At 43.1% G+C, this 23,028-nt stretch carries 18 protein-coding genes and 1 pseudogene; 18 read left to right on the top strand and 1 reads right to left on the bottom strand.

Translation table 11 applies throughout. The features are described 5' to 3' along the window. Positions 1 to 28 precede the first annotated feature (28 nt). Entirely contained in the window at positions 29 to 1,513 is a 1,485-nt protein-coding gene (locus tag ARB69_RS02290) for a family 43 glycosylhydrolase (RefSeq protein WP_055150604.1), read from the top strand. Between the two features lie 94 nt (positions 1,514 to 1,607). Here ARB69_RS02290 and ARB69_RS02285 read toward each other — a convergent pair whose 3' ends face one another. After that, entirely contained in the window at positions 1,608 to 2,735 is a 1,128-nt protein-coding gene (locus ARB69_RS02285; RefSeq protein ID WP_055150601.1) for an AraC family transcriptional regulator, read from the bottom strand. A gap of 220 nt (positions 2,736 to 2,955) precedes the next feature. Here ARB69_RS02285 and ARB69_RS02280 point away from each other — a divergent pair, with 220 nt between their 5' ends. From ARB69_RS02280 to ARB69_RS02205, 17 genes and pseudogenes are all read left to right on the top strand, one after another. Next, a complete protein-coding gene (locus ARB69_RS02280) occupies positions 2,956 to 4,644 on the top strand; it encodes a glycoside hydrolase family 3 protein (protein WP_055150598.1) in 1,689 nt (562 codons plus the stop codon). 32 nt (positions 4,645 to 4,676) lie between these two features. Beyond that, positions 4,677 to 7,496, top strand: a complete 2,820-nt coding sequence (locus ARB69_RS02275; protein WP_055150595.1) for an alpha-L-rhamnosidase — start codon at positions 4,677 to 4,679, stop codon at positions 7,494 to 7,496. A gap of 80 nt (positions 7,497 to 7,576) precedes the next feature. Next, a complete protein-coding gene (gene pgmB, locus ARB69_RS02270; protein ID WP_055150592.1) occupies positions 7,577 to 8,206 on the top strand; it encodes a beta-phosphoglucomutase in 630 nt (209 codons plus the stop codon). 185 nt (positions 8,207 to 8,391) lie between these two features. Continuing rightward, complete coding sequence (locus ARB69_RS02265) at positions 8,392 to 9,906, top strand: DUF5060 domain-containing protein (protein ID WP_055150589.1); 1,515 nt, start codon at positions 8,392 to 8,394, stop codon at positions 9,904 to 9,906. Then, complete coding sequence (locus ARB69_RS02260; protein WP_055150586.1) at positions 9,896 to 10,363, top strand: hypothetical protein; 468 nt, start codon at positions 9,896 to 9,898, stop codon at positions 10,361 to 10,363. The genes ARB69_RS02265 and ARB69_RS02260 overlap by 11 nt, the downstream gene beginning before the upstream one ends. Before the next feature lie 577 nt (positions 10,364 to 10,940). Next, positions 10,941 to 11,216: pseudogene (locus tag ARB69_RS02255) on the top strand (replication initiator protein A); the annotation flags it as partial. A 93-nt stretch (positions 11,217 to 11,309) separates the two neighbouring features. After that, a complete protein-coding gene (locus tag ARB69_RS02250) occupies positions 11,310 to 12,020 on the top strand; it encodes an ATP-binding protein (protein WP_173020109.1) in 711 nt (236 codons plus the stop codon). 22 nt (positions 12,021 to 12,042) lie between these two features. Then, a complete protein-coding gene (locus ARB69_RS25760; RefSeq protein WP_083486995.1) occupies positions 12,043 to 12,228 on the top strand; it encodes an excisionase in 186 nt (61 codons plus the stop codon). A 236-nt stretch (positions 12,229 to 12,464) separates the two neighbouring features. Beyond that, on the top strand, positions 12,465 to 12,818 hold the full coding sequence (locus tag ARB69_RS02245; RefSeq protein WP_242857505.1) for a tyrosine-type recombinase/integrase: 354 nt from the start codon (positions 12,465 to 12,467) through the stop codon (positions 12,816 to 12,818). Positions 12,819 to 12,903: 85 nt separating this feature from the next. Then, positions 12,904 to 14,001 (top strand): redox-regulated ATPase YchF, encoded by a 1,098-nt coding sequence (gene ychF / locus ARB69_RS02240; protein ID WP_055150580.1) that lies wholly within the window; start codon positions 12,904 to 12,906, stop codon positions 13,999 to 14,001. A gap of 45 nt (positions 14,002 to 14,046) precedes the next feature. Continuing rightward, positions 14,047 to 14,994, top strand: a complete 948-nt coding sequence (gene lgt / locus ARB69_RS02235) for a prolipoprotein diacylglyceryl transferase (RefSeq protein WP_055150577.1) — start codon at positions 14,047 to 14,049, stop codon at positions 14,992 to 14,994. Positions 14,995 to 15,365: 371 nt separating this feature from the next. Next, complete coding sequence (locus ARB69_RS02230) at positions 15,366 to 15,809, top strand: PD-(D/E)XK nuclease domain-containing protein (RefSeq protein WP_055150574.1); 444 nt, start codon at positions 15,366 to 15,368, stop codon at positions 15,807 to 15,809. Positions 15,810 to 16,075: 266 nt separating this feature from the next. After that, a complete protein-coding gene (locus tag ARB69_RS02225) occupies positions 16,076 to 17,035 on the top strand; it encodes a substrate-binding domain-containing protein (RefSeq protein ID WP_055150571.1) in 960 nt (319 codons plus the stop codon). 3 nt (positions 17,036 to 17,038) lie between these two features. Further along, positions 17,039 to 18,859, top strand: coding sequence for a cache domain-containing sensor histidine kinase (locus ARB69_RS02220; RefSeq protein WP_055150568.1), 1,821 nt, complete (start codon positions 17,039 to 17,041; stop codon positions 18,857 to 18,859). After that, positions 18,852 to 20,438 carry a response regulator gene (locus ARB69_RS02215; RefSeq protein WP_055150565.1) on the top strand — a complete coding sequence of 529 codons (1,587 nt, stop codon included), beginning with the start codon at positions 18,852 to 18,854 and terminating at the stop codon, positions 20,436 to 20,438. The genes ARB69_RS02220 and ARB69_RS02215 overlap by 8 nt, the downstream gene beginning before the upstream one ends. A gap of 183 nt (positions 20,439 to 20,621) precedes the next feature. Next, on the top strand, positions 20,622 to 21,650 hold the full coding sequence (locus ARB69_RS02210) for a sugar ABC transporter substrate-binding protein (protein ID WP_055150562.1): 1,029 nt from the start codon (positions 20,622 to 20,624) through the stop codon (positions 21,648 to 21,650). A 70-nt stretch (positions 21,651 to 21,720) separates the two neighbouring features. Beyond that, the gene (locus tag ARB69_RS02205) at positions 21,721 to 22,956 is read left to right on the top strand and encodes a sugar ABC transporter ATP-binding protein (RefSeq protein WP_242857500.1); all 1,236 of its coding nucleotides are present in this window, start codon (positions 21,721 to 21,723) and stop codon (positions 22,954 to 22,956) included. Positions 22,957 to 23,028: the final 72 nt, after the last annotated feature.

Raw genomic sequence — 23,028 nt, 5'->3', positions numbered from 1 at the left:
TTTTTAACAAGAAAAGAGGAAAAGTTATATGAAAACAACAGCAGTAAATCCATATCTTCCTTTCTGGGAGACGGTTCCGGATGGAGAACCGCATGTATTTGGAGAAAGAGTCTATATATACGGAAGTCATGACCGATTAAATGGTACATCATTTTGTGAGGGTGACTATGTTTGCTGGAGTGCTCCGGTGGATGATTTGGGGAATTGGACATGCGAGGGGACGATTTATCGGAAGCATCAGGATCCAATTAACGGTGCACCGTACGAAAAGCAAATGCCGGAGTTTGAACCCAGCTTTTTCGGTGCAGGGACACGATTTCTGTATGCACCGGATGTAACCAAAGGACCGGATGGAAGATATTATCTGTATTATGCGTTGGATACAGTAAATATCATTTCAGTGGCAGTATGTGATACTCCGGCAGGACAATATGAATTTTTGGATTATGTCAGAAAAGAGGATGGGAGCATTCCGCAGGTGGGACGTTGGTTTGATCCGGCGATTCTATGTGAAGAAAGTGGAAATTATCTATATTACGGATTTTGCCCGCCAACGCGTTTCCCGGGAATGGAAGAATTGGATATTCCGGGCGGCATGATGATAAAGCTGGCTAATGATATGCATACAATCATCAGTGAGCCGAAATGTGTGGCAAATGGAGTCGGCACGGCGAAAGGAACAGCTTATGAAGCACATCCGTTTTTTGAGGCATCCAGTATCCGCAAATACGGAGAGTGGTACTACCTTGTGTATTCCAGCCTGCAGGGACATGAGCTATGTTATGGGATGGCAAAAACTCCAGAGGGTCCGTTTGAATATAAGGGCGTGATTGTATCTAATGGGGATATCGGTTATAAAGGAAATACACTTCCAGTGAATTATACGGGGAATAACCATGGCGGTCTTGTGGAAATCGGTGGAAAACATTATGTTTTCTGGCATAGACATACACATGGAATCGCATTTTCCAGACAGGGATGTGCAGATGAGGTGCACATACTGGAAGACGGAACAATTCCGCAAATTGAGATCACAAGCTGTGGGCTGAATGGAGAACCACTTCCTGCAAAAGGAAGATATCTGTCTTATATCGCATGTCATCTCACAGAGGAAGATCAAACAAAAGTAGGTCAGGTCGTAATGGGCGGTCCGGGGCAGCCAGTGCCGGAATTACCGGAGGAAATGCCGTATGTGACTGAGGAAGCCGATGCACAAGGGGAACATGGTCTAAAACCGTTTATACGGAACTTGAAGACTGGTGCTGTGGCAGGATATAAGTATTTCCGGTTTGACGGAGATGAGACAACAATCGCATTAGAACTGCGTGGATGCGGTACCGTAGAAGTACATCTTGATACTCCGGATGGAGAGAAAGTTGCAGAAGTTATAGTGGATTCATGCGATTGGAAGATTGTAGATACAAAAATGGAATCATGTGAAGCAGTTCATGCATTGTATTTTATTGTAAAAGAAGGGTGTATGGATTTTGCCGGATTTGAAATAACTATTTAATGTGTTAGCAGTTGTGGGGGGTGGCTTGGATATAGTAGCGGATTCGAGGGCATATACACCAGTAGTCTTTACAACTGCTAATGCATTAAATTAGTTAATTTGTCGAGAATGGCACAAACATGTTTTCGGTAGTCTGATTCTGTTTCCGATATTCCTGGGGTGACATTTTATAAGTCGCGCGGAATACACGAGAGAAATGATCTGCCGAGTTGTACCCGATCTGTTCGGCAATTTCACCGACCTTTAAGTTTGTATTCAGCAGATAATCGATAGCATCTGCAAGACGGAGCCGCTTGATCAGCTCAGTGAATGTATATCCTGTATTCTGCTTGATCAGTGTGCACAGATGTGGTTCACTGTAGTGGAAAAGCTCTGCAAGTGAAGACAAAGTCAGGGTTTGATAATTATGCTGTATATACTGTAATACAAGTGAAAAATCTGACCCCATTTCATAATTGTAGAACTGGATTGTCTGGCTGTAGTTCCGAAGCAGTGAAGAAAACATCAGATTCACATAGCTGATACAGCAGGCATTGCTGTACATATCTTGTTTGTAGGACTCAATCATCATATAACGAATATATTTTTTTAGAGCAAAATTATCCTGCGTAAAAAACATCAGATAATTGGATTGATTTTCGCCCTGAAGAATCATACGGAAAAAATAGGATAACAAATCTTTCCGGGACATTAACGAAAAGAATGTTGTATCAAAGGTACTCTTACGGATACAGATTGTAAAAATTGTTGAATCGTCCTCTAACAACATATCATGAGCGGATCCGGGGGCAATGATACACAATTCCCCCTCGTGAAGAATATGTGTCTCGTTTTCAAAAATAAAAGTTCCATGACCACTGGAAACAAAATTAATCTCAAAATAATTATGTTTATGCTTGTAAGGGCGTGTATACCGAGGGTGTCGGATAACAAATACATCTCTAGTGTTTGGAATAAGTGCATTTTCCATAACAGTGACATCCAGTGGTGCACCACCGTACAAAGAAAGAGAAAGTGGAAGGGAGTCCACGATTCGATCAAAATCTTCGTCAGTCATATTTTCAAAATTTCCGGTTAAGGAGGGTGTGGGAGCTACTTCGGACAGGAGCCCTTTCTGGTAAAGATATGCTGTCATTTCCGGGAACTGCATACGGTTGCCGGTACGCTGATAATAGTCTTTCATGTGGTTTTGAAATTCTCCGTAAGTCATGTAGTATGGCATATGTAAACTCCTTATTGATAAAATAATATTGTGTTTTCTGTTTACAGATTCACGTAGTCGTGTATGGATGTATTGTATCAAAAAAACAAAACAAGAGCAAGATGACAGTATTAAAATATGTCGGATAGAAAAAAAAACTACATGGAAACCTTTCGAGATTAAACGTAAGATAAATATATGATGTGACTAATTGTGAATAATGAAAGATGAGGAGAAAATGATGTTTGATTTTAAGGCAAAGCCATTTTATTTGAAAGATGAGCAGGTGCAATGGGTAAACGATACATATGAAGGAATGTCTATTAAGGAGAAAATAGGTCAGTTATTCTGTCCAATCGTATTTACAAAAGAGGAGGATGAACTTCGCAAACTGGTGCAGGAAAAACATATCGGAGGAATGCTTTACAGAGAAGGTCCGGGAGAAGAACTCCGTCAGGCGCACAAGATATTGCAGGACGCGGCAAAAATTCCGCTTTTGACAGCATCTAATCTGGAATACGGTGGAAATGGATCAGCTGTTGAGGGAACATACTTTGGACGCGAAATGCTTGTGGCCGCAACAGGGGATACAGAAAAAGCGTATCAGCTTGGTAAGGTGAGCTGCAGTGAAGGTGCGGCGGTCGGTGTGAATTGGTCGTTTGCTCCGGTTGTGGATCTGGATCAGAACTATCACAACCCGATCACAAATGTGCGGACATTTGGAGATGATCTGCAGACTGTCATTGATATGGGAAAAGCCTATATTAAAGCAGCGGAGGAAGAAGGTGTGGCGACATCCGTAAAACATTTCCCGGGAGATGGCGTGGACGAGAGAGATCAGCATCTTTTGACAAGTGTCAATTCATTAAGCTGTGAGGAGTGGGATGCGACATATGGAAAAATCTATGAGGAAATGATAGAGGCAGGTACATTGACCGTAATGGCGGCACACATCGCAATGCCGGCTTATGAGGAATATTTCGACGGTAAACCATGTGAAAAGATTATTCCGGCAACATTGTCAAAGAATCTTATGATACATCTTCTGAGAGAAAAACTTGGCTTTAACGGACTGATCACGACAGATGCGACTCCAATGGTAGGTTTCTGTAGTGCAAGTGATCGTGCAACGGCAGTACCTTTGTCCATAGAAAACGGATGTGATGTCTTCTTGTTCAACCGGAATATGGAGGAAGACTATCGGTTTATGACGGAAGGATATGAAAAAGGAATTCTTTCAGAGGCTAGATTGGAAGAGGCAGTAAAACGAATTCTGGCAACAAAAGCGGCGATGAAGCTGCCGGAGAAAAAAGCGGAAGGAATTCTTGTGCCGGGACCGGAAGCTCTGGAAATATTGAAATGTGAGAAGCATGATGTGTGGGCAAAAGAATGCGCAGATCAGGGCGTTACTCTTGTGAAGGATACACAGAATCTTCTTCCGATTTGTGCAGAAAAGCAGAAACGTATTCTTTTGGAACTGATGGGAGACTTCCCGTCCAATGAACGAGTTTGGACATATTTTAAAGAAAAGCTGGAAAGCGAAGGGTTTGAAGTTACTGTATATGAAAACGAAGGCTTTGAGGTGCTGGAAGACACCGTAGAAAACTTCAAACACAGATATGATCTGATTCTGTATCTTGCCAATATAGAAACGGCATCAAATAAGACTGTATCCCGTCTGAACTGGCATACAATGTTTGGACTTGGAAATAATATGCCGTGGATGGTACATGAGATTCCGGCGGTATTTGTCAGCGTGGGGAATCCATATCATTTGTTGGATGCGCCTATGTTGAAAACATTTATCAACGGATATTGCAATTCGGAATATGTAATGGATGCAGTCATTGAGAAGATGATGGGAAGAAGCGAGTTCAAAGGAACTTCTCCGATTGATCCGTTCTGCGGAAAGATGGACCTGAAGTTCTAAAATCTGACAAAAATAAAGCGAGGAAGACATATATGAAAATAACGAACGTTAGAATAAATGGAATTGAGAATCCGGTGGGATTTCTTTATGAGCGGATTTCTTGTTCATGGAACGTTGAGGATACGGAGAGTCAGAAGCAAACCAATGTGATAATTGAGGTTAGTGAAAAAGTTTCTTTCGAGACAATTTTATACAAAAAGGAAGGCGAAAATCTATGCCAGAGCGGAGAAATTCTTGAGATGGAATTAAAACCTCGAACTACATATTATTATCGTGTCTTTGTGGAAGGAGAGCAAGGAGATCATGCGACAAGTAATGTGTGTACCTTTGAGACAGGAAAAATGGATGAAGCATGGGTCGGAGACTGGATTGCCTCGGCAGCGAAGGATACATTTCATCCAATACTGACTCGTACATTTTCTGTAAGCAAGTCGGTAAAAAGAGCCAGAATGTATATCTGTGGTGTGGGATTATTTGAGGCATATATAAACGGAGAAAAACTGGGTAATGAATATCTGATGCCGTACATCAATCACTATGAAACGAATCTTCAGGTGATGACACTTCCGGTTGCAGTGGAACTTCTGAATGAAGAAAATGATTCAAAGGAAGAAAGCAGAGATATTCAAATAGATATTTTGCTCGGAAAAGGCTGGTATATGGGTACATTCGGTCTTGAAATGAAGGAACATAACTATGGGGATCGTATGGCTGCAATCGCAGAAGTGTATTTGGAATACACCGACGGAAGTGAGGAAGTGATTGCGACGGATGAAACATGGAATTACTGTGGATCAGATATTGAAGATTCCGGTATTTATCTGGGTGAAATTTTGAACCGTCAGCTATGGGAAGAACAAGAGAATCCATTGAAACAGGTGGAGGTATTGAAACATCCGGAAGCAGAAGAAGGAACGAAAAATCTAGAAAAATCACATTTAAGTGACCGGCTCAGTCTTCCTGTTATTGTAAAGGAACAAATAGAGGTACAGGAGATTATTCAGACTCCGGCGGGGGAAATTGTGTTGGATATGGGGCAGAATTTTGCCGGATTTGTAGAATTTACAGCGGATTTTCCGGCAGGGACAAAGATTGTACTGGACTTTGGAGAGATTCTTCAAGAAGGCAATTTCTACAATAAAAACTATAGAGATGCAGTCTCTCAGTTTGTTTATATATCGAATGGAACGAAAGAAGTGGTACGTCCGCATTTTACATTCTACGGATTCCGCTATGTGCGCGTGACCGGATGGCCGGGAATGCCGGAACAGGATGCATTTACCGGAATGGTGATTTATTCAGATATTCACAGAACAGGATATATACAGACAAGTAATCCGAAAATCAATCGTCTGTATGAAAATACTGTCTGGGGATTGAAATCGAATTTCATTGATATGCCGACAGATTGTCCGCAGAGGAGCGAACGATTGGGTTGGACCGGCGATGCACAGGTATTTGCACCGACGGCAAGCTATCATATGGACACAAGAGCATTTTTCCACAAGTTTGCAAAAGATCTGAGAGATGAACAGGTTATGCTGGATGGTGGAATGCCGAATTTCCTGCCGAACCCGGGACATAAGGAAAGTGCCGGAAGTGTGTGGGGAGATATCGCAACATTTTTACCGAATACAATGTATACATATTACGGTAACCTGGATGAAGCTGAGTATTGTTATCCGATGATGAAGGACTGGGTGGACGCTATTGAACGCAAAGATGCTACACGCGGTGAGCGGAAGTATTTGGTTGATTTCGGCGACACCTTCGGCGACTGGCTGGCATTGGACGGTTCGACACCGACCAGCTTCAAGGGGAGTACCGATGATGTGTACATTTCGACGATGTATTATTACCGTTCTGTCCAGATTGTGCGTGAAATGGCAGAACGCCTGAAGAAGTGTGAAGATGCAGCGTATTACTTTGAAATGGAAGAGAAAATCAGACAGGCAGTTTTCCGTGAATTCTTTACACCGAGCGGAAGACTTGCTATCGACACACAGGCGGCTTATGTAGTTGCATTAAAATTCGGGATATATATTGACAGGAATAAAATCATTGAACAGTTCAAGCTTCGTCTGAAAAAGGATTTGAATCAGATTAAATGTGGCTTTGTCGGAGCACCGCTTCTGTGTACAGTGCTTGCAGAGGCAGGAGAATATGAACTTGCATATGATTTTCTGCTCAAAGAAGGATTCCCAAGCTGGCTTTACAGTGTGAATCTGGGCGCGACAACCATCTGGGAGAGATGGAATTCCGTGATGCCGGATGGAACAATCAGTGATACGGGAATGAATTCCCTGAATCATTACGCATATGGTTCCGTTATGGAATTTGTGTATGCACATGTAGCGGGAATTCGTCTGTTGGAGCCGGGATTTAAGCGTGCTGTAATCGCACCGCATCCGGATATCCGTCTGAGAAATGTTGCCTGCACCTATGAGTCGGTGAATGGTTCTTATGTATGTGACTGGAAGATAGAAGAGGATGGTATGTTCACAGGCCATATTGAGATTCCATTCAACTGTGAAGCAGAGGTAGAACTGCCGGGATATCCGGAAGGAAAACAAATATTGGGGGCGGGAACTTATGATTTCAGCTACAGGCCTGAAGAGGATTTGAGAAAGCCGTACAGCAGGGAAACAACACTTGGAAGACTTGCACAGGATTCGAAGGCAATGGGAATACTTGGAAAATATGCACCGGCACTTGCAGGAATCGCTGCATCAGGAGATCCGGAAATGGGAGCGAAATCTTTGGAGGCACTGTCTCATATGGGATTTCTGCCGTTTGATCCGGCACAGTTGGAGACTGCAATTGAGGAAATCAGAGAATTGATCGTAGAATAATTACGCAGTAGTTTGAGTTTTAGCTGACCCAAAATCAAGTGGAGTAGGAACAGATAGAAAAAATGAGGAAGATATTAAATATGAAAGCATTTATTTTTGATTTAGACGGAGTAATCGTATTCACAGATAAATTTCATTATCAAGCATGGAAGAAAATGTCGGATGAGATGGGAATCTATTTTGATGAGACAATTAATAATCGTCTCCGTGGTGTAAGCCGGGCAGAAAGCTTGGAGATTATTTTGGAACGATATGAAGGAAAACCATTGAGTGCAGAGAAAAAAGCAGAGCTAATGGAAGAGAAAAATAATACCTATCGTGAGTTACTTGCAACAATGACACCGGCTGATGTATCTGATGAAGTCAGAGAAACATTAAAAAAACTGCGTGAAGCCGGATTTAAATTGTCTATCGGATCTTCCAGTAAAAATGCAAGATTTATTTTGGAAAAAGTAGAATTGCTGGATGCATTTGATGCAATTTCAGATGGAAATAATATTACGCATTCAAAACCAGATCCGGAGGTGTTCATCAAAGCAGGTGAGTTCCTAGGAATTGAGGCAAAAGAATGTGTTGTAGTAGAAGATGCTTATGCGGGAATTGACGCAGCAAAGGTAGCAGGTATGACAGCGGTAGGTATCGGGGACGCAGCAAGCTATGAGAAAGCGGATTACAAGATATCAAAGTTTGACGAATTACTGAATATTTGAAAAAGGGAGACCAGCTATGAAAATAAAAGAGTTAGTTAGTCAAATGACATTAGAGGAAAAGGCAGGGATGTGTTCGGGACTGGATTTTTGGCATCTTAAGTCAGTTGAGAGGCTGGGAATACCAAGTGTTATGGTAAGAAACAGTCAGTAAAAAGTGAAAACAAAGAAACGGAGTCGAATATGATATGATTTTATACCAGATGTTTGAATTGAAATTTCACGGAGAAGAACCAGTTGGCTCACAGGTTGATGTTGATGTGTCAGCTGAATTTACATGTGGAAGTATTACAAAAAAAGTAAAAGGTTTTTATGCAGGAAATGGAATATATAAAGTGCGTTTTCTTCCGCAGCAGGCCGGTACATATGACTGGAAGGTGACCGGTGTGGTCAGCGGAGAGGGGCAGGAAGTGTGTACGACAGAAAATGCAGGACACGGTCTTGTGAGAGCAGTAGATACACATTTTGAATTTGAGGATGGAACTCGTTATATTCCGTTTGGAACTACAATTTATGCATTGATTAATCAATCGGAAGAATTAATTGAAACAACGCTAGACAGTCTTGAAAAAGCACCGTTTAATAAGCTTCGTCACTGTGTATTCCCAAAACACTATGACTATAATCACAATGAACCACAATATTATGCATTTGAAAAAGATGAAAATGGAAAATGGGATGTGAATCGTCCTTGCTTTGCATTCTGGGATCATTTCGAAAAGATCCTTGCAAGACTTTCAGAATTGAAAATTCAGTCGGATTTAATTTTATTCCATCCATATGACAGATGGGGCTTCTCAGAATTGTCAAGAGAGGAGAATCACGTTTATCTTGATTATTTGATCCGAAGACTTGCTTCCTATCCGGATCTTTGGTGGAGTATGTCAAATGAATATGATCTTGTATTCTCGAAGACAATGGATGACTGGTACGATATAGAAGAATATGTTGCGAATGAAGATCCATACGGACATCTCCTTAGCAATCACAACTGTTTTGGATTTTATGATTTTACAAGAGAGAATATTACACACTGCAGTATTCAGATTTCATTGCTATATAAGGCCGCCGTCTGGATTGAACAGTATTGTAAACCAGTGATTTATGATGAATGCTGTTATGAAGGAAATCTAGAATTGGCATGGGGGAATATTTCTGCGCAGGAGATGACATCGCGCTTCTGGAAAGCTTATGCAGTAGGTGCATATGCGACACATGGTGAAACGTATCTGTCAAATGATGAGATTCTGTGGTGGGCAAGAGGTGGCAGACTTAAAGGGCATAGTCCAGAAAGAATTGCATTTCTCAGAGAAGTGATGGAAAGTATTCCGGGAACATTAAGACCATGGCATGCAATGCCATATCTTGGAGAGAACGCAGCAGATGATATAGCGAAATATGGCAGTCTGATGGAGAGTCCATTCTTCAATCTGATGAAAAGTCTTCCACAGGAAGTCAAAGATCAAGATGCAGAAAAGATGACACAGTATACGGGACAGAGTGAGAGGGCATTTATTCGTTACTTTAATGCAGAATGCTGTGCACAGTATCATATGAGTCTTCCGGAAGATAAAGATTATAAAGTAGAGATTATCGATACATGGGAGATGACAAGAGTGACATTTGCAGAACACGCAAGTGGGCAGATTGTAGTTGAACTTCCGGGGAAAGAAAGAATGGCAGTATTAGCAATTGAAAACTAGCAAGGCGAAATGGCTCGACTGGCAGGCACAGGGAACCCGTGTGACTCAGAACTTTTTTCATGACAACACAGTGCCTTTTTTGCGTGAGGACGCTGAACCTGGATTGGAACTTTTCCAGGCTATGGGTGAAGACGTATTTATTGAAGTATCTCATGGCCCGACACTTTTGGACAACAACATTTTTCTTTCAGCAAGAGCAGTAAAACTGGACACGCAGGGTGTTGCATTTGTACATAATCTGATTGGTGGTTCTTTGACCACTGGGAAGATGATTTGTACTGAAACGCTGGGTATGGCTTTTGAACCGGAACAGTATTTTGAAAATCCAGATGGCACACTAATTACTTTTAATGAGGATTATTTTGGCTCATTCCGAAATAAAATTCCGACGGTTGGGCCTTTGGAAAAATCAAACGTTAAGAAAAGCGAAATTATTCTGGCTAAAGATATTTTTTAATAGAAAGAGGGGAGTTGAGGGGACTGCTGGCTGTACAGCAGATTTTCAGTTCTATATCAGGACGGAAATCGAAAGTGAAATACGTCTAAAATCGAGGGTATGGGGAAACGAAATCCCGATCAAGAAAAAACATGAAGAAACAGGGAGCCCAAGGAAATACTGTTAAACATGGGTGGATCTTGCTCTTAGTGTTTTAGAAACTTTATTGATAAATGAAAATACTAAGAGCAAGATCCACCCGGTAATACAATATCCCATTTTATGGGATTTGTATTCTGACCGTGTTGTACTCTTGATGGGAAATCCCATACCCGAAAAGATAAATATTGGTTCACATGGCATGTTCACAACTTCGAAATAAATCGAAGAAAAATGCATATTCAGACAAAAATGGAAGACTTTCATTCTGACGAGTGGAGGTCTTCTTTTTATGCTTAAAGGAAGAAATCAATTTATGCATTTTAAAATTTTTCTACATAAGGTTGTAAAACAGCCCTTCAGGCTTTCTATAGGTGAAAGCAATTAACAAAGAATGTAAATCAGAAGGAGGACTTTATGGATGGAGAAAACAAGTTTTATTAGTGCAGACACAAAGCTACCGTTGTATTTGCCATTTCCAAACTATTTGTTGCAATTGGATATTAGTCAGACGGCAAGGGTGCTGTATGCGTTGCTTTTGAACCGGGCAACATTATCTCAGAAGAATGAGTGGGTGGATGAGCGAGGGCGAGTTTTTATTGTGTTTCCGATTGAGGAACTGGCGAAAGAGATGCGCAAGGGTAGGACAACAATAAAGGCAGCATTGAACGAATTATCGGGAGCAGGATTGTTTGAACGTATCAGAACAGACTTTGGTTACTAATAACTGTACTAAAACAAATTATAACAGTAACAAAAGAGATATCAGGTCAATGGATTATACATTTGAAGAGGGAGAGAGTTTTTGATGAGAGAAGAAGAGAAAGATTTTATTGGAAAAGATGGATTACTTTATTGTGGTGTTTGTAAAGAACCAAAAGAAGCCTTTTTGCCGAAAGAGATTCGCTTTGGACATTTTGACAGACATCCATCTATGTGTGCCTGTATGAGAGAGGAAGTAGCGAAAGAGGAAAGCAGAGCCAGAAAAATGGAACACCATAATACAATGGAGCGGTTGAAATCAAGGCGCTTTCAGAATAGGAATATGCTGAATTGGAGATTTGAAAATGATAATGGGATGAATGAAAAAATTGAGCTAGCAAAAACCTATGTTGAAAAATGGGAGTCCGTAAAAGAAAAAAATCTTGGATTGTTTCTGTGGGGAAGTGTTGGTACAGGGAAGAGTTATATGGCTGGCTGTATTGCCAATGCATTGTTGGACAAAGAGGTTTCCGTCCATATGACAAACTTTGCGAAAATATTAAACGATTTACAAGCTAAATATGATGGACGGAATGAATATATTAATTATCTTTGTGGTTTCCAATTGCTCATTATTGACGATTTAGGGGTTGAACGAGGCACAGAGTATGGGCTTGAACAGCTTTATAATGTGGTTGATTCCAGATACCGTACCAGGAAACCATTCATTGTTACTACCAATTTGACATTGAAGGAAATAAAGAATACGATAGATTTAAGTTATAAGAGAATTTATGATCGTGTGCTCGAAATGTGAGGAGGATGTGCATATGTAAGAAATCCCGATTTGGGAAAAAACAAATTTAACAATACGTGGGGCTGCGGAGTATTCTAATATTGGAATTAACCGGATTGAGGAGCTGTTGAAGCAACCGATGTGTAGCTTTGTATTGTATGTTGGAAAGAAAAAGTTGGTAAAAAGAAAAGCATTTGAAAAGTTCTTGTCGGAATCTTTAGTATTATGACCAAATTATGGAAATTATTGAAAATCTGATAATTTACTTTTGGGGCTTAATATGTTACATTATAACGTAGGTATTAAGGCTCTTTAGAACGAAAGGAGCTTTTACCATATGGGAAAAGATTTAAAAGGAAAAGAGCTAGGTGTCGGAATATGCCAGCGACCAGATGGATATTATGTTGGGAGATTTACGACCAAATACGGAAAACGTAAACAGAAATTATTCCGAAAGTTACAAGAGTGCAGACAATCCTTAAGAAACAGAAACAAAAGAATGCTTGTTTCAAATTAATTCCAATAGAATGGTCAGAGTTTGTATTTCTATGTAAAAAAGGCACTCCGGTAAAAAATAGCACTTATGATACCATGCTGTTCAAACTGTGTGATAAAATCGGGATTCCAAGATTTTCGATGCATGTACTTCGACATACATTTGCGACCAGATGCATTGAAGGAGGAATGAAACCAAAGACTTTACAGACAATTTTGGGACATTCCAATATTGGGATTACCATGAATTTGTATGTACACACGACAGAAGATGAAAAGCAAAAAGAGATTGAAAAAATCGCAGCATCGCTCAAAGTGGTGTAAACTGGTACATAAATTGGTACATTACCAAATTGAGTGAGCGCAAAACCCAGTAAAATAAAGCAATTTAAAAGGAGATAGATGAAAGATGAAATTAGGAATCGTTGGATTACCGAATGTTGGGAAAAGCACATTGTTTAACTCATTGACAAAGGCAGGGGCGGAGTCTGCGAATTACCCGTTCTGCACGATTGATCCGAATGTGGGCGTCGTAACAGTGCCGGACAAGCGTCTTGACGTGCTGGGAGAAATGTACCACACAAAAAAGATCGTTCCCGCGGCCATCGAATTTGTAGATATAGCGGGCCTTGTAAAGGGAGCATCCAAGGGGGAAGGCCTGGGAAACCAGTTTCTCGCAAACATTCGCGAGGTAGATGCGATTGTGCATGTGGTGAGATGTTTTGAGGACGGCAATATCGTACATGTGGATGGCAGCATTGATCCACTGCGCGATATAGAGACGATCAATCTGGAACTGATCTTCTCCGATCTCGAGATACTGGAGAGAAGAATTTCAAAAACCACAAAGGTAGCAAGAAACGATAAAGCAGCGGCAAAAGAACTCGGTCTTCTGGAGCGGATTAAAGAGCACCTGGAAGAGAATAAAATGGCAAAAAGCTTCGGCACAGACGATGAAGACGAGCAGGGCTGGCTGGAGAGCTATAACCTGCTGACCCGCAAGCCGGTTATCTTTGCGGCAAATGTAACCGAGGACGACCTGGAAGATGACGGAGCCTCCAACGCTGGCGTGCAGGCAGTGCGTGAGTACGCAGAGCGCGAAGAGTGTGAGGTATTCGTGGTCTGTGCCCAGATCGAGCAGGAAATAGCGGAGCTGGATGACGAAGAGAAAAAAATGTTTTTGGAAGATTTAGGATTAGAAGAGTCAGGACTGGAAAAACTGATAAAAGCCAGTTACCATCTTCTGGGCCTGATCAGCTATCTGACGGCCGGTGAGCCGGAAGTCCGCGCATGGACAATCAAGCGCGGCACAAAAGCGCCGCAGGCTGCCGGAAAGATCCACACCGATTTTGAGCGCGGATTTATCCGTGCAGAAATCGTAAGCTATGACGACCTGATGGCTTGTGGGACACATGCTGCGGCCAAAGAAAAAGGGCTTGTCAGACTGGAAGGAAAAGAATACGTAGTACAGGACGGAGACATTATTTTGTTTCGGTTTAATGTATAGGGTTCAGACCCCTCTGAACAATCCTACAGGAAGGGAGCATAGGACATGCATTATAATATAAATTTCCCGCATTTGGGAATTCATCTGGAACACGTAGAGAAATCGATTACTGTTTTCGGATTTGAGATTGCTTTTTACGGGATTATCATCGGATGTGCGATTCTGATTGGTTTTTTGATAGCCACATCTGAGGCGAAGCGGACGAGGCAGAATCCGGAGGATTATCTGGATATGGGTATCATCGGCGTTGTCTGCGGCATTGCAGGTGCAAGGCTGTACTATGTTGTATTCTCCTGGGATATGTATAAGGATAATCTTCTCGATATTCTGAACCTCCGTGAAGGCGGGCTGGGGATCTATGGCGGCGTGATTGCGGCGGTGATTACGGTAATCATCTGCGCGAAGGTCAAACGCCTGAATGCGCCCCAGATATTTGATACGGTGGCATTAGCGATCCTGAACGGACAGATGCTTGGACGCTGGGGGAATTTTTTCAACCGGGAGGCGTTTGGAGAATATACAGACAGCCTTTTCGCGATGCAGCTGCCTTTGGACGCGGTGCGGGACAGTGATGTGACGGAGACGATGAGGGCCAATATGCAGGTGGTGGATGGCGTCAGCTATATCCAGGTCCATCCCACATTTCTGTACGAGTCGGTCTGGTGCCTGATTTTGTTTATTATTTTGTTTCTTTACAGAAAGCATAAGAAGTACGAAGGGGAACTGTTCCTGCTGTATTTGTTTGGATATGGGCTGGGAAGAGTGTGGATCGAAGGACTGAGGACAGACCAGCTGTTAATTCCTGGGATTGGGTTCCCGGTTTCACAGCTGCTGGCCGGGCTGATTGTTGTTGTAACCGGCGGCCTTCTGATTTATCTATGGCGGAATCATAAGCGGATGCCTTTTCTGAGGAGCGGGAGGAAATATGAACCGCTGCCGGATAAACCTGTGGGGAAGAAACGGCCGAAGGCGAAAGACAGGCTGTTTAAATAGGAGTCGCTAAATAAAGGAATAGCCGCCAGCCTCCTAAGGGCACATATGCCGTTGCGAATTGCGGACACAGTCCTAAGACATTCTAAGAAGGAGCCAGCCACGAAAGTGGGGCACGGGATGGCACATCACGAGAAATCCGATGATTTCCCGCGCTGGGCCATCCGCATTTATGATTCGGAATCATAAATGCTCCCCACTTTCGCGGCTGGCTCCTTCTAAGAATTTCTAAGGTCTGCTTTAGCAATTCGCAACGGTATATGTGCCCTTAGGAGGCTGGCGGCTATCCCTTCATTTTGCTGGGTGCATCCAATCGGCAGAAAGATGGTATCTGGTTTATTAGTAGAGGCAGATTTGAACGGATATAGTGCCGTATGGGGGAAGTGAAGCAGATTGTAGATGGATCGAAAGAGATGCTGGATGCAACGCTTTCATGTGACGGACTGAAAGTAGCTGCAATGCTGGAAAAGATCCATGACCGGGAAATTCCGTTTCTTGAATATAATGATGAGAATGCACTAGCTTGTTTCATTACGTTAAGTTATTTATATGCAAGGAAGGATTACAGAATCGAACGGGAAGCCAAAAGTGGCAAAGGATACTGTGACTATCTTTTTATACCAAAGAAAAAAGGAAGAACAGCGATCATTCTTGAGTTAAAAGTAGATGATACCCCGGAGAATGCAATTTGTCAGATAAAACAAAAGAACTACATGCAGAAAGTAGAAGAAAGCAGCGAGATTTTACTGGTTAGGATCAGCTATGATAAGAAAGTAAAAAGGCATCAGTGCCTTATTGAAAAGTATACTACTAAATGACAGGCAAAGATGTGAAATGTAAGCACAGGCAGTGGATAAAAACATGTAAAAGTCCCGAATGACGGTTGTTGTTTGGGGCTTTTTTGCTGTGATATAAATAAAAAACGTATTTCTAAGTATTCGTCAGAATACATATAAAGTTGATATTAGTGCTTTGAAGGAACGAGGTACCGCATCCCATCGGATTCCCATATATTTCCCTTCGTAAAAAATTATTACGGGACGAAAGTGTTATGCTATAATTATAAAAAACCCCGGAGGCGGTCATGAAAAAGAAAAGTATCTGGATAAGCGCAGTTATTATCATTTGTCTTTTATTCTGGCTGGTTGTGAATTGCTTTGACTATGGCGCAGAGAAAAGGAAAAAGAGCGTTCAGGTAGCAGTATCGTTCAGCGATACAAAAAACGCACGGACAACTGCCATATGGCAGGATGTTTTGGAGAATCTGGAAAGGCAGGGCTTTACAGTCGCGTGGAGAGATGCAGATGCCGATATAGATAAGCAGAAACACGATATACAGGAATTATTAGAATATGAACCGGAATACCTGGCAGTTATGCCTGTGAAAACGATAGGGCTCGAAGAAAGCCTGCGCCAGGCGGATCAGGGAAAAGCAAAGATTATCATGCTGGACAGGCTGGCCGACAACATAGAAGACGTCTCTATTATGGCAGAGATCAGAACCGATGCACTGTGGGAAGGGGAAGCCTGTGCGGATCTTCTGGCACAGTTTTTTGACGGCAGAGAAGGAAAGATTCTGGAAGTACGCGGAGAAAATGGCTCATCCATTAACAGGATGCATAATATCGGATTCAGAAACCGATTAAGCAAGTACGGCAATCTGGAAATCACGGCAAGCACGGAGGGGAATGGGGATCGGGGAACCGCCAGGAATAATGTCATGAGTTTTCTTTTAAACCATCCGGATTCAATCGACGCTATCTTTGCCAACACGGATGAAGAAGGCATTGGAGCGGTTCATGCCTTGGAAGAACTGGGGCTTCGGGAACAGATTACCGTAGTCTCAGTGAATGGGATCAAAGATGTAAAAACAGCGATACAGGCAGGCGGATATTATGGCTGTGTCGAGGCATCTCCATATCTGGGGAGAGAACTGGCGGAACTGATCGCTAAAGACATGCAGGGGGTACAGACCCAGAGCAGCATGGTGACAAGGGGAAATGTATTTACTGTAAGTAATCTTGATGAAATGCAGGGGTATTAGAAGATGAAGAGAAAATCAATCCGGGACAAGCTGTTGAAGAACTTTGCGCTTTTTTCCCTGATACCGGTCGTACTTTTTTGTATCGTAATGCTGCTTTACATATCTGCAAATGTGCAGGAAAAAAGAAAGAATGAGATAACCACGAATCTCGGGAATCAGGCGGCCCAGCTGGATAAGCTTCTCCAGCAGGCCTATCAGATCGGTCAGACGATAGCGGGAGATGAAGTGGTTAACCGGGAATTATCGCGGAATTTTTCAGACGCGCAGGAACTTCATGAGAGTGAAATAAAGCTGAACAGTTTATTGTTGGGGACATCCGGGTATTTTGATGAGGCCATCAAGATCTACATTGTCGGAGAAAATGGCGGCGTATATAAGGACAGCCCATACTCACTCCAGGAAAAAGATTATAAATCCCAGGACTGGTATAAGCTGATAAAAGAGATAAAGGAACCAAACTGGTTTGAACTGCACAGTGAATCCTTTTTTGTCAGTACGGCCGAAACGGAATTTGTCTCTCTGGCAATTCCGGTAACGGCAGAGAAAACAGGCCGTATGCTGGGCAGTGTGATGGTAGAAGTGGCGGTATCGGATATTCTGCGCAACAGCAAGTATCAGGAGGAACGTGGAGAATTATACTTGTTTTACCCGGACACACAGATCAGAATCAGGGATGGACAGGTGAAGCTCTATGACGATGACAGAGTTACGCTAATTTGTGAAAATGGTATAGCGGGCCATGAGGAAGTGGTGGAAGAAATGCCGGAAGTTCTGGAGGCGTCCAGGTTTCTGACATACTGGAAAAAAGATTTTCCGGAAAAAGATTTTGGAACCATCTCGAAGTTTATTACGGCCTACCAGCAGCTCCATACAAATGACTGGATTATCGCCTATTACATGCCTCAGGCTGCATACTACAGTCTTTTGATCAACGTGCTGGCGGTGTCGGTTATCGTAACCATCCTCCTGATTGTGATAGGCGGGTACATATCTTACCGAGTGGCCGGCAGCATCACCAGGCCGATTCTGTCCCTGAAGAAGTCCGTGGAAAAGGTGCAGGAGGGGAATTTTGAAATAGCGGTTACATGTGAATCAGAGGACGAGATTGGGGAGCTGGGGAGCCAGTTTAATGTCATGGTTGTGGAAATACGGAACCTGATGGAGCGCATTCAGAAGGAACACGAGCGGCAGCGCCACTATGAACTGCTTCTGCTTCAGGCACAGATCAATCCCCATTTCTTATATAACACGCTGGATTCCCTTATGTGGCTGATTCGCATGAACGAACAGAGGGACGCAGAGAACATGCTGGAGGCCCTGACCCGTTTCTTTAAAACGGGTTTAAACAATGGCAGGGAAGAAGTGTCCCTTAAATATGAAATCTCGAATGTTGAAAGCTACCTGACGATTCAGCTTATGAGATATAAGAAGAAGCTTTCATTTTCCATATATCTGGAGGAAGACATCAGGGATTTTTTACTCCCGAAGCTAATCCTCCAGCCCCTGGTAGAAAATTCGATTTACCACGGAATCAAGGGGAAAGAGGACGGAGGGAAGATCCGGATTGACTGCAGGAGAAAAAATGGGAGAATCGTTCTTATGGTGGAAGACAATGGGCTTGGAATGCCAAAGGAACGCTGCCGGAAAATCCAGAGACAACTTTCGGAAGGGTTTGTGGAGGAATCTGAGAGCTACGGGCTTACCAATGTGAACGAGCGGCTGAAGCTTTTCTTCGGAGCTGCGTGCAGGATGAAGGTTGAGAGCAAAGAAGGGGCAGGGATGAAAGTTCTGATCGAGATAAGAGAGGAGCGTATGCATGTATAGATTGGTGATCGCAGACGATGATGAAATACAGCTGAAGGGAATGTGCTGTGCGTTTCCATGGGAGGAGCTGGGGATTGAAGTGGCAGCCGGAGTCGAGGATGGGGATCAGGCGCTGGAAGCAGCGATTGAAAAGCAGGCGGATATCCTTCTGACAGATATTAAGATGTCAAATATGGATGGGCTGCACCTGACGGAACAGATCAAAAAGCAGTGTCCGGAGATTCAGGTGGTCATTATGAGCGCTTATGATGATTTTCAATTTGCACAGAAGGCGCTGCGGCTGGGCGTGGACGATTATCTACTGAAGCCGATTGACCTGAGCCAGCTCCGGGAGACGATGAGGCAGATTGTATATCAGAAAAATGAAAAGAAACGGGCGGAGACTCTGAGAAAACATAGCAGCGGACTGGAAGAAATCGTGCTTGAGGACGAAAAGATCCTGGAGGAAACCTTTTTTAAGAACGTTCTGAACCAGAAATACACAAGAGAAGTGTGCCGTAAACTGGAGAAGCCTTTTCAGAAACAGGAGAGTCAAAAGTGGCTTGTTATGGAGGCCATGTTTGACGATGATGAGAAGGAGACGGAAATAAACCAGATCGTGAAGAGCGTCTGCCAGATGCGCGGATACCAGTATATCTGTAGTTTTGGACACAGTCTGATCTGCTGCTGGGGCAGCGGGGAAAGGATAGAAGCGGATGCCGGCAGCTTCAAAGAAGAATGCAGAAAGAGGATACGGGAGAGAAATATGCCAGCCACAATATCATTTATCATGGGGCCGGCGGTATCGGAGTTATACTACCTGGGTCTGTCGTACGAAAAAGTCCGCCAGATATGCAGCTACCAGTTCAGCGAGGAAAAGGGCAAGGATTTGACGGAGAAAGATCTGGATAAATATTTTGACCAGCATCATACCGTAAATAAAAGTCTTGTGGAATATCTGGCAAAATTAGTTCTGATGGGAAATACGGAGATGATCCATGAGTATGTGGAAAGGCTGAAAAATAACCTGAGGTATACAGGAAGTGATTCTTTGCTGATGCTGTCTTTTTCTCTGAGTTCCATATTAGGGGAGCTGGGGAAAACCCAGCAGCTTGCAGAAACAGGTGAAGCCGGTCTGGATGAAGTATACCGTCATGTGATCAAACAAAAAACGCTGGACGATGCAATGGAGCTTCTGGAAACGGAACTGATAAAGATGGCTGAGCGTTTCAAGGCCGGAGATGCCATATCCAACGATCAAATGATCAAGAAGGCATGTGAGTATATAGAAGAGCATTTTGCCGAGCCGGGCCTCCGGATTGGAGAGGTTGCCGGGCATACGGGCTTAAGCCCCAATTATTTCAGTTCGGTCTTTACGGAAGTGACAGGGGAAAGTTTTACAGATTATCTGATCGGCAGAAGGATGAAAGAGGCCCAGCTGCTCCTGACGAACTCCGATTATAAGATCCAGGAGATTGGCTATATGTCTGGATATGATAATCCCGCTTATTTTAGTGCGGCTTTTAAGAAATATACGGGAGTCAGTGTTTCACAATATAAAAAAATGATTAAAGGAATCGGGGGCGGAGAGAGCGTATAGCATCCGCCTTCTTTTTTTAGGGAACCCTGGCTGAATGTTTATCTTAACCCGAAATCCGTTCAATATGAAAGAGAGTATGATATCTAAAGTTTATCGTATGATATTGGATTATCAGATTGGACAATGAAAATTATAATAGAACTATCTTAAATAGAACTGTTTCATATAGGAAGGAGAAAATTTATGAAAAAGAAAGTTTTAAGTATTCTGGTAGCGGCGGTGATGGTGATGTCCCTTGGGGCATGCAGCCTGGTGAAGACTTCGGATGATTCAGCAGGAGGTTCTTCCGACACGAAAGAGAAAAAGGACGGAACCCTGAAGGTAGGGTATACCGTACAAAGCATGGAAAATGCGTACTTTGTTTCCATTGTGGAGGGGATGAAGGCTGCGGCCAAGGAAAAAGGAATCGATCTGGTAGTTGCAGATGCTGAGGCAGATGCATCAAAGCATATCAGCCAGATTGAAGATTTTGTATCTCAGGGTGTGGATGCCATCATCATCAGTCCGGTGGATCAGGAAGCGCCTGCAGATGCGGTAAAGAAGGCTCAGGAAGCAGGGATACCGGTTATCAGCCTTGACCAGGAAGTAAAGGGTTCGGATGCATTTTTCGGCATCGATGAAGAAGAATACGGACGGCTTGGCGGAGAGCTTGCAGGGCAATGGCTGAACGAGAAAGAAAGCGACGGCACAATCGACGATATTGCAAACGATAAGGGCGAGATTGAGGTCGTGGTTGTCCGCTATGACCAGATACCGTCAGTTATCAAACGTGCAGACGGCTTAAAACAAGGGCTGGAAGACACTTATACCGGCGACAAGAAGATCAACTATGTCTACGAGCAGAACGCCGCGGATGCCGATACAGGTTACAACCTGTCCGAAACAGCCTTAACGTCCAATCCGGGTGTTTCAATGTTCATCTGCATCAACGATTCCTCCGCGCTGGGCGTATACGAATCCTGTCTCACACATAAAGAGCACACACCGGACAATACCTGTATCATCGGTCTGGATGCACTGCCGGAAGCGCTCAAGCTGATCTCCCAAGATACAATGTATCAGGGAACCGTAGACATCAAGCCCGCCGAAAAAGGTGCGGAAGTATTGGATTTAGTACAGGATGTATTGGAAAACGGACCGAAATCAGAACAGATCGTCTATGAAATGAGCCAGGTAACAAAAGAGAACATTGGGGATTATGATATTGAATAGGCGCTGAAAATCAACTGTATATTTTAAGAAAATTCTGAAAATGGAGGGCAAAGGGGTCTGACCCCTATGAATGATGGAGCAGAAAATACTTGAATTAAGACATATTACAAAGCTTTATCCCGGTGTTGTGGCCCTTGATGACGTCTCCCTGGGGTTCTCCCGGGGAGAGGTGCATGCGATTGTCGGTGAAAATGGAGCAGGCAAATCTACCTTTATTAAAGTGATTACCGGAGCTATTGCACCAACGCAGGGGACGCTCATATTTGAAGGAAAACAAATCGAGGACAATACGCCACAGAAATCGATGGCGCTGGGGATCACGGCGATCTATCAGGAGCTTAATCTTCTGAAACACTTGTCTGTGGCAGAAAATATTTATTATAACCGGTACCGAAAAAAAAGAGGGCTTATTGATTTTCGTGGGATGGAAGAGGATGCGGCAAAGGTTTTAGACAGACTTGGCGTGAAGATAGATCCTAAGATGCTGGTCAAAGACCTGTCGGTCGGTTATCAGCAGCTAGTGGAAATCGCAAAGTCACTTTCACAGGATGTGAAGGTTATGATTATGGATGAGCCGTCCGCTGCTCTGACAAACAGTGAACTGGAGTATTTGTTTGAGATTGTAAAAACCCTGAAGCAGGAAGGCATGGCAATCCTGTACATTTCACACCGTATGGAAGAAATATTTCAATTGTGTGATAAAGTTTCTGTTTTCCGTGACGGGCATTACATAAAGACAATGGATGTAAAGGACACCACACAGGAAGAACTGATCCGGCTGATGGTAAACCGGGAATTAAATGATACGTTTCCGGAATTTATTCCGGATAGAGGCGAAAAAGTTCTGGAGGTCCAAAACGTATGTACCGAGCTTTTAAAAGAGGTATCTTTTGAGGCCTACCGCGGTGAAAGACTTGGGTTTGCAGGGCTGGTCGGCGCAGGTCGTACAGAGACGGCAAGGGCGGTATACGGGGCGGATAAGATGCAGAAGGGAGAGATCCGGATCAAGGGACGTTCCGTAAATATCCAGTCTCCGGAGGATGCCATAAAACATGGGATTGCACTGATTCCCGAGGACAGGAAGCAGCAGGGGCTGTTTTTGAACATGTCTGTAAAAGATAATATCAGTTTTGTATACGCACCCCGGATTACAAATGTTCTTGTGTTGATTAACGGAAATAAAGAAGAGGAAGCCTGCCGGCAGCAGATTGAGAAGCTGACCGTAAAAACTCCGACTATGCGGCAGCTTGTCAAGAACTTAAGCGGCGGAAACCAGCAGAAAGGTTACTATTCACAGTCGATTTAGCGTTCATTCTTTAGGAAGCTCGTAACAGAGCTTCTTTTTCTTTGCCATAATGCACAAACATAGTGGTCATAT

Origin of the sequence: Faecalicatena contorta (assembly GCF_001404335.1) — a bacterium.
In the GTDB taxonomy this organism is placed as follows: Bacteria; Bacillota; Clostridia; order Lachnospirales; family Lachnospiraceae; genus Faecalicatena; species Faecalicatena contortus_B.
This window is presented reverse-complemented; position numbering and strand designations above follow the sequence as displayed.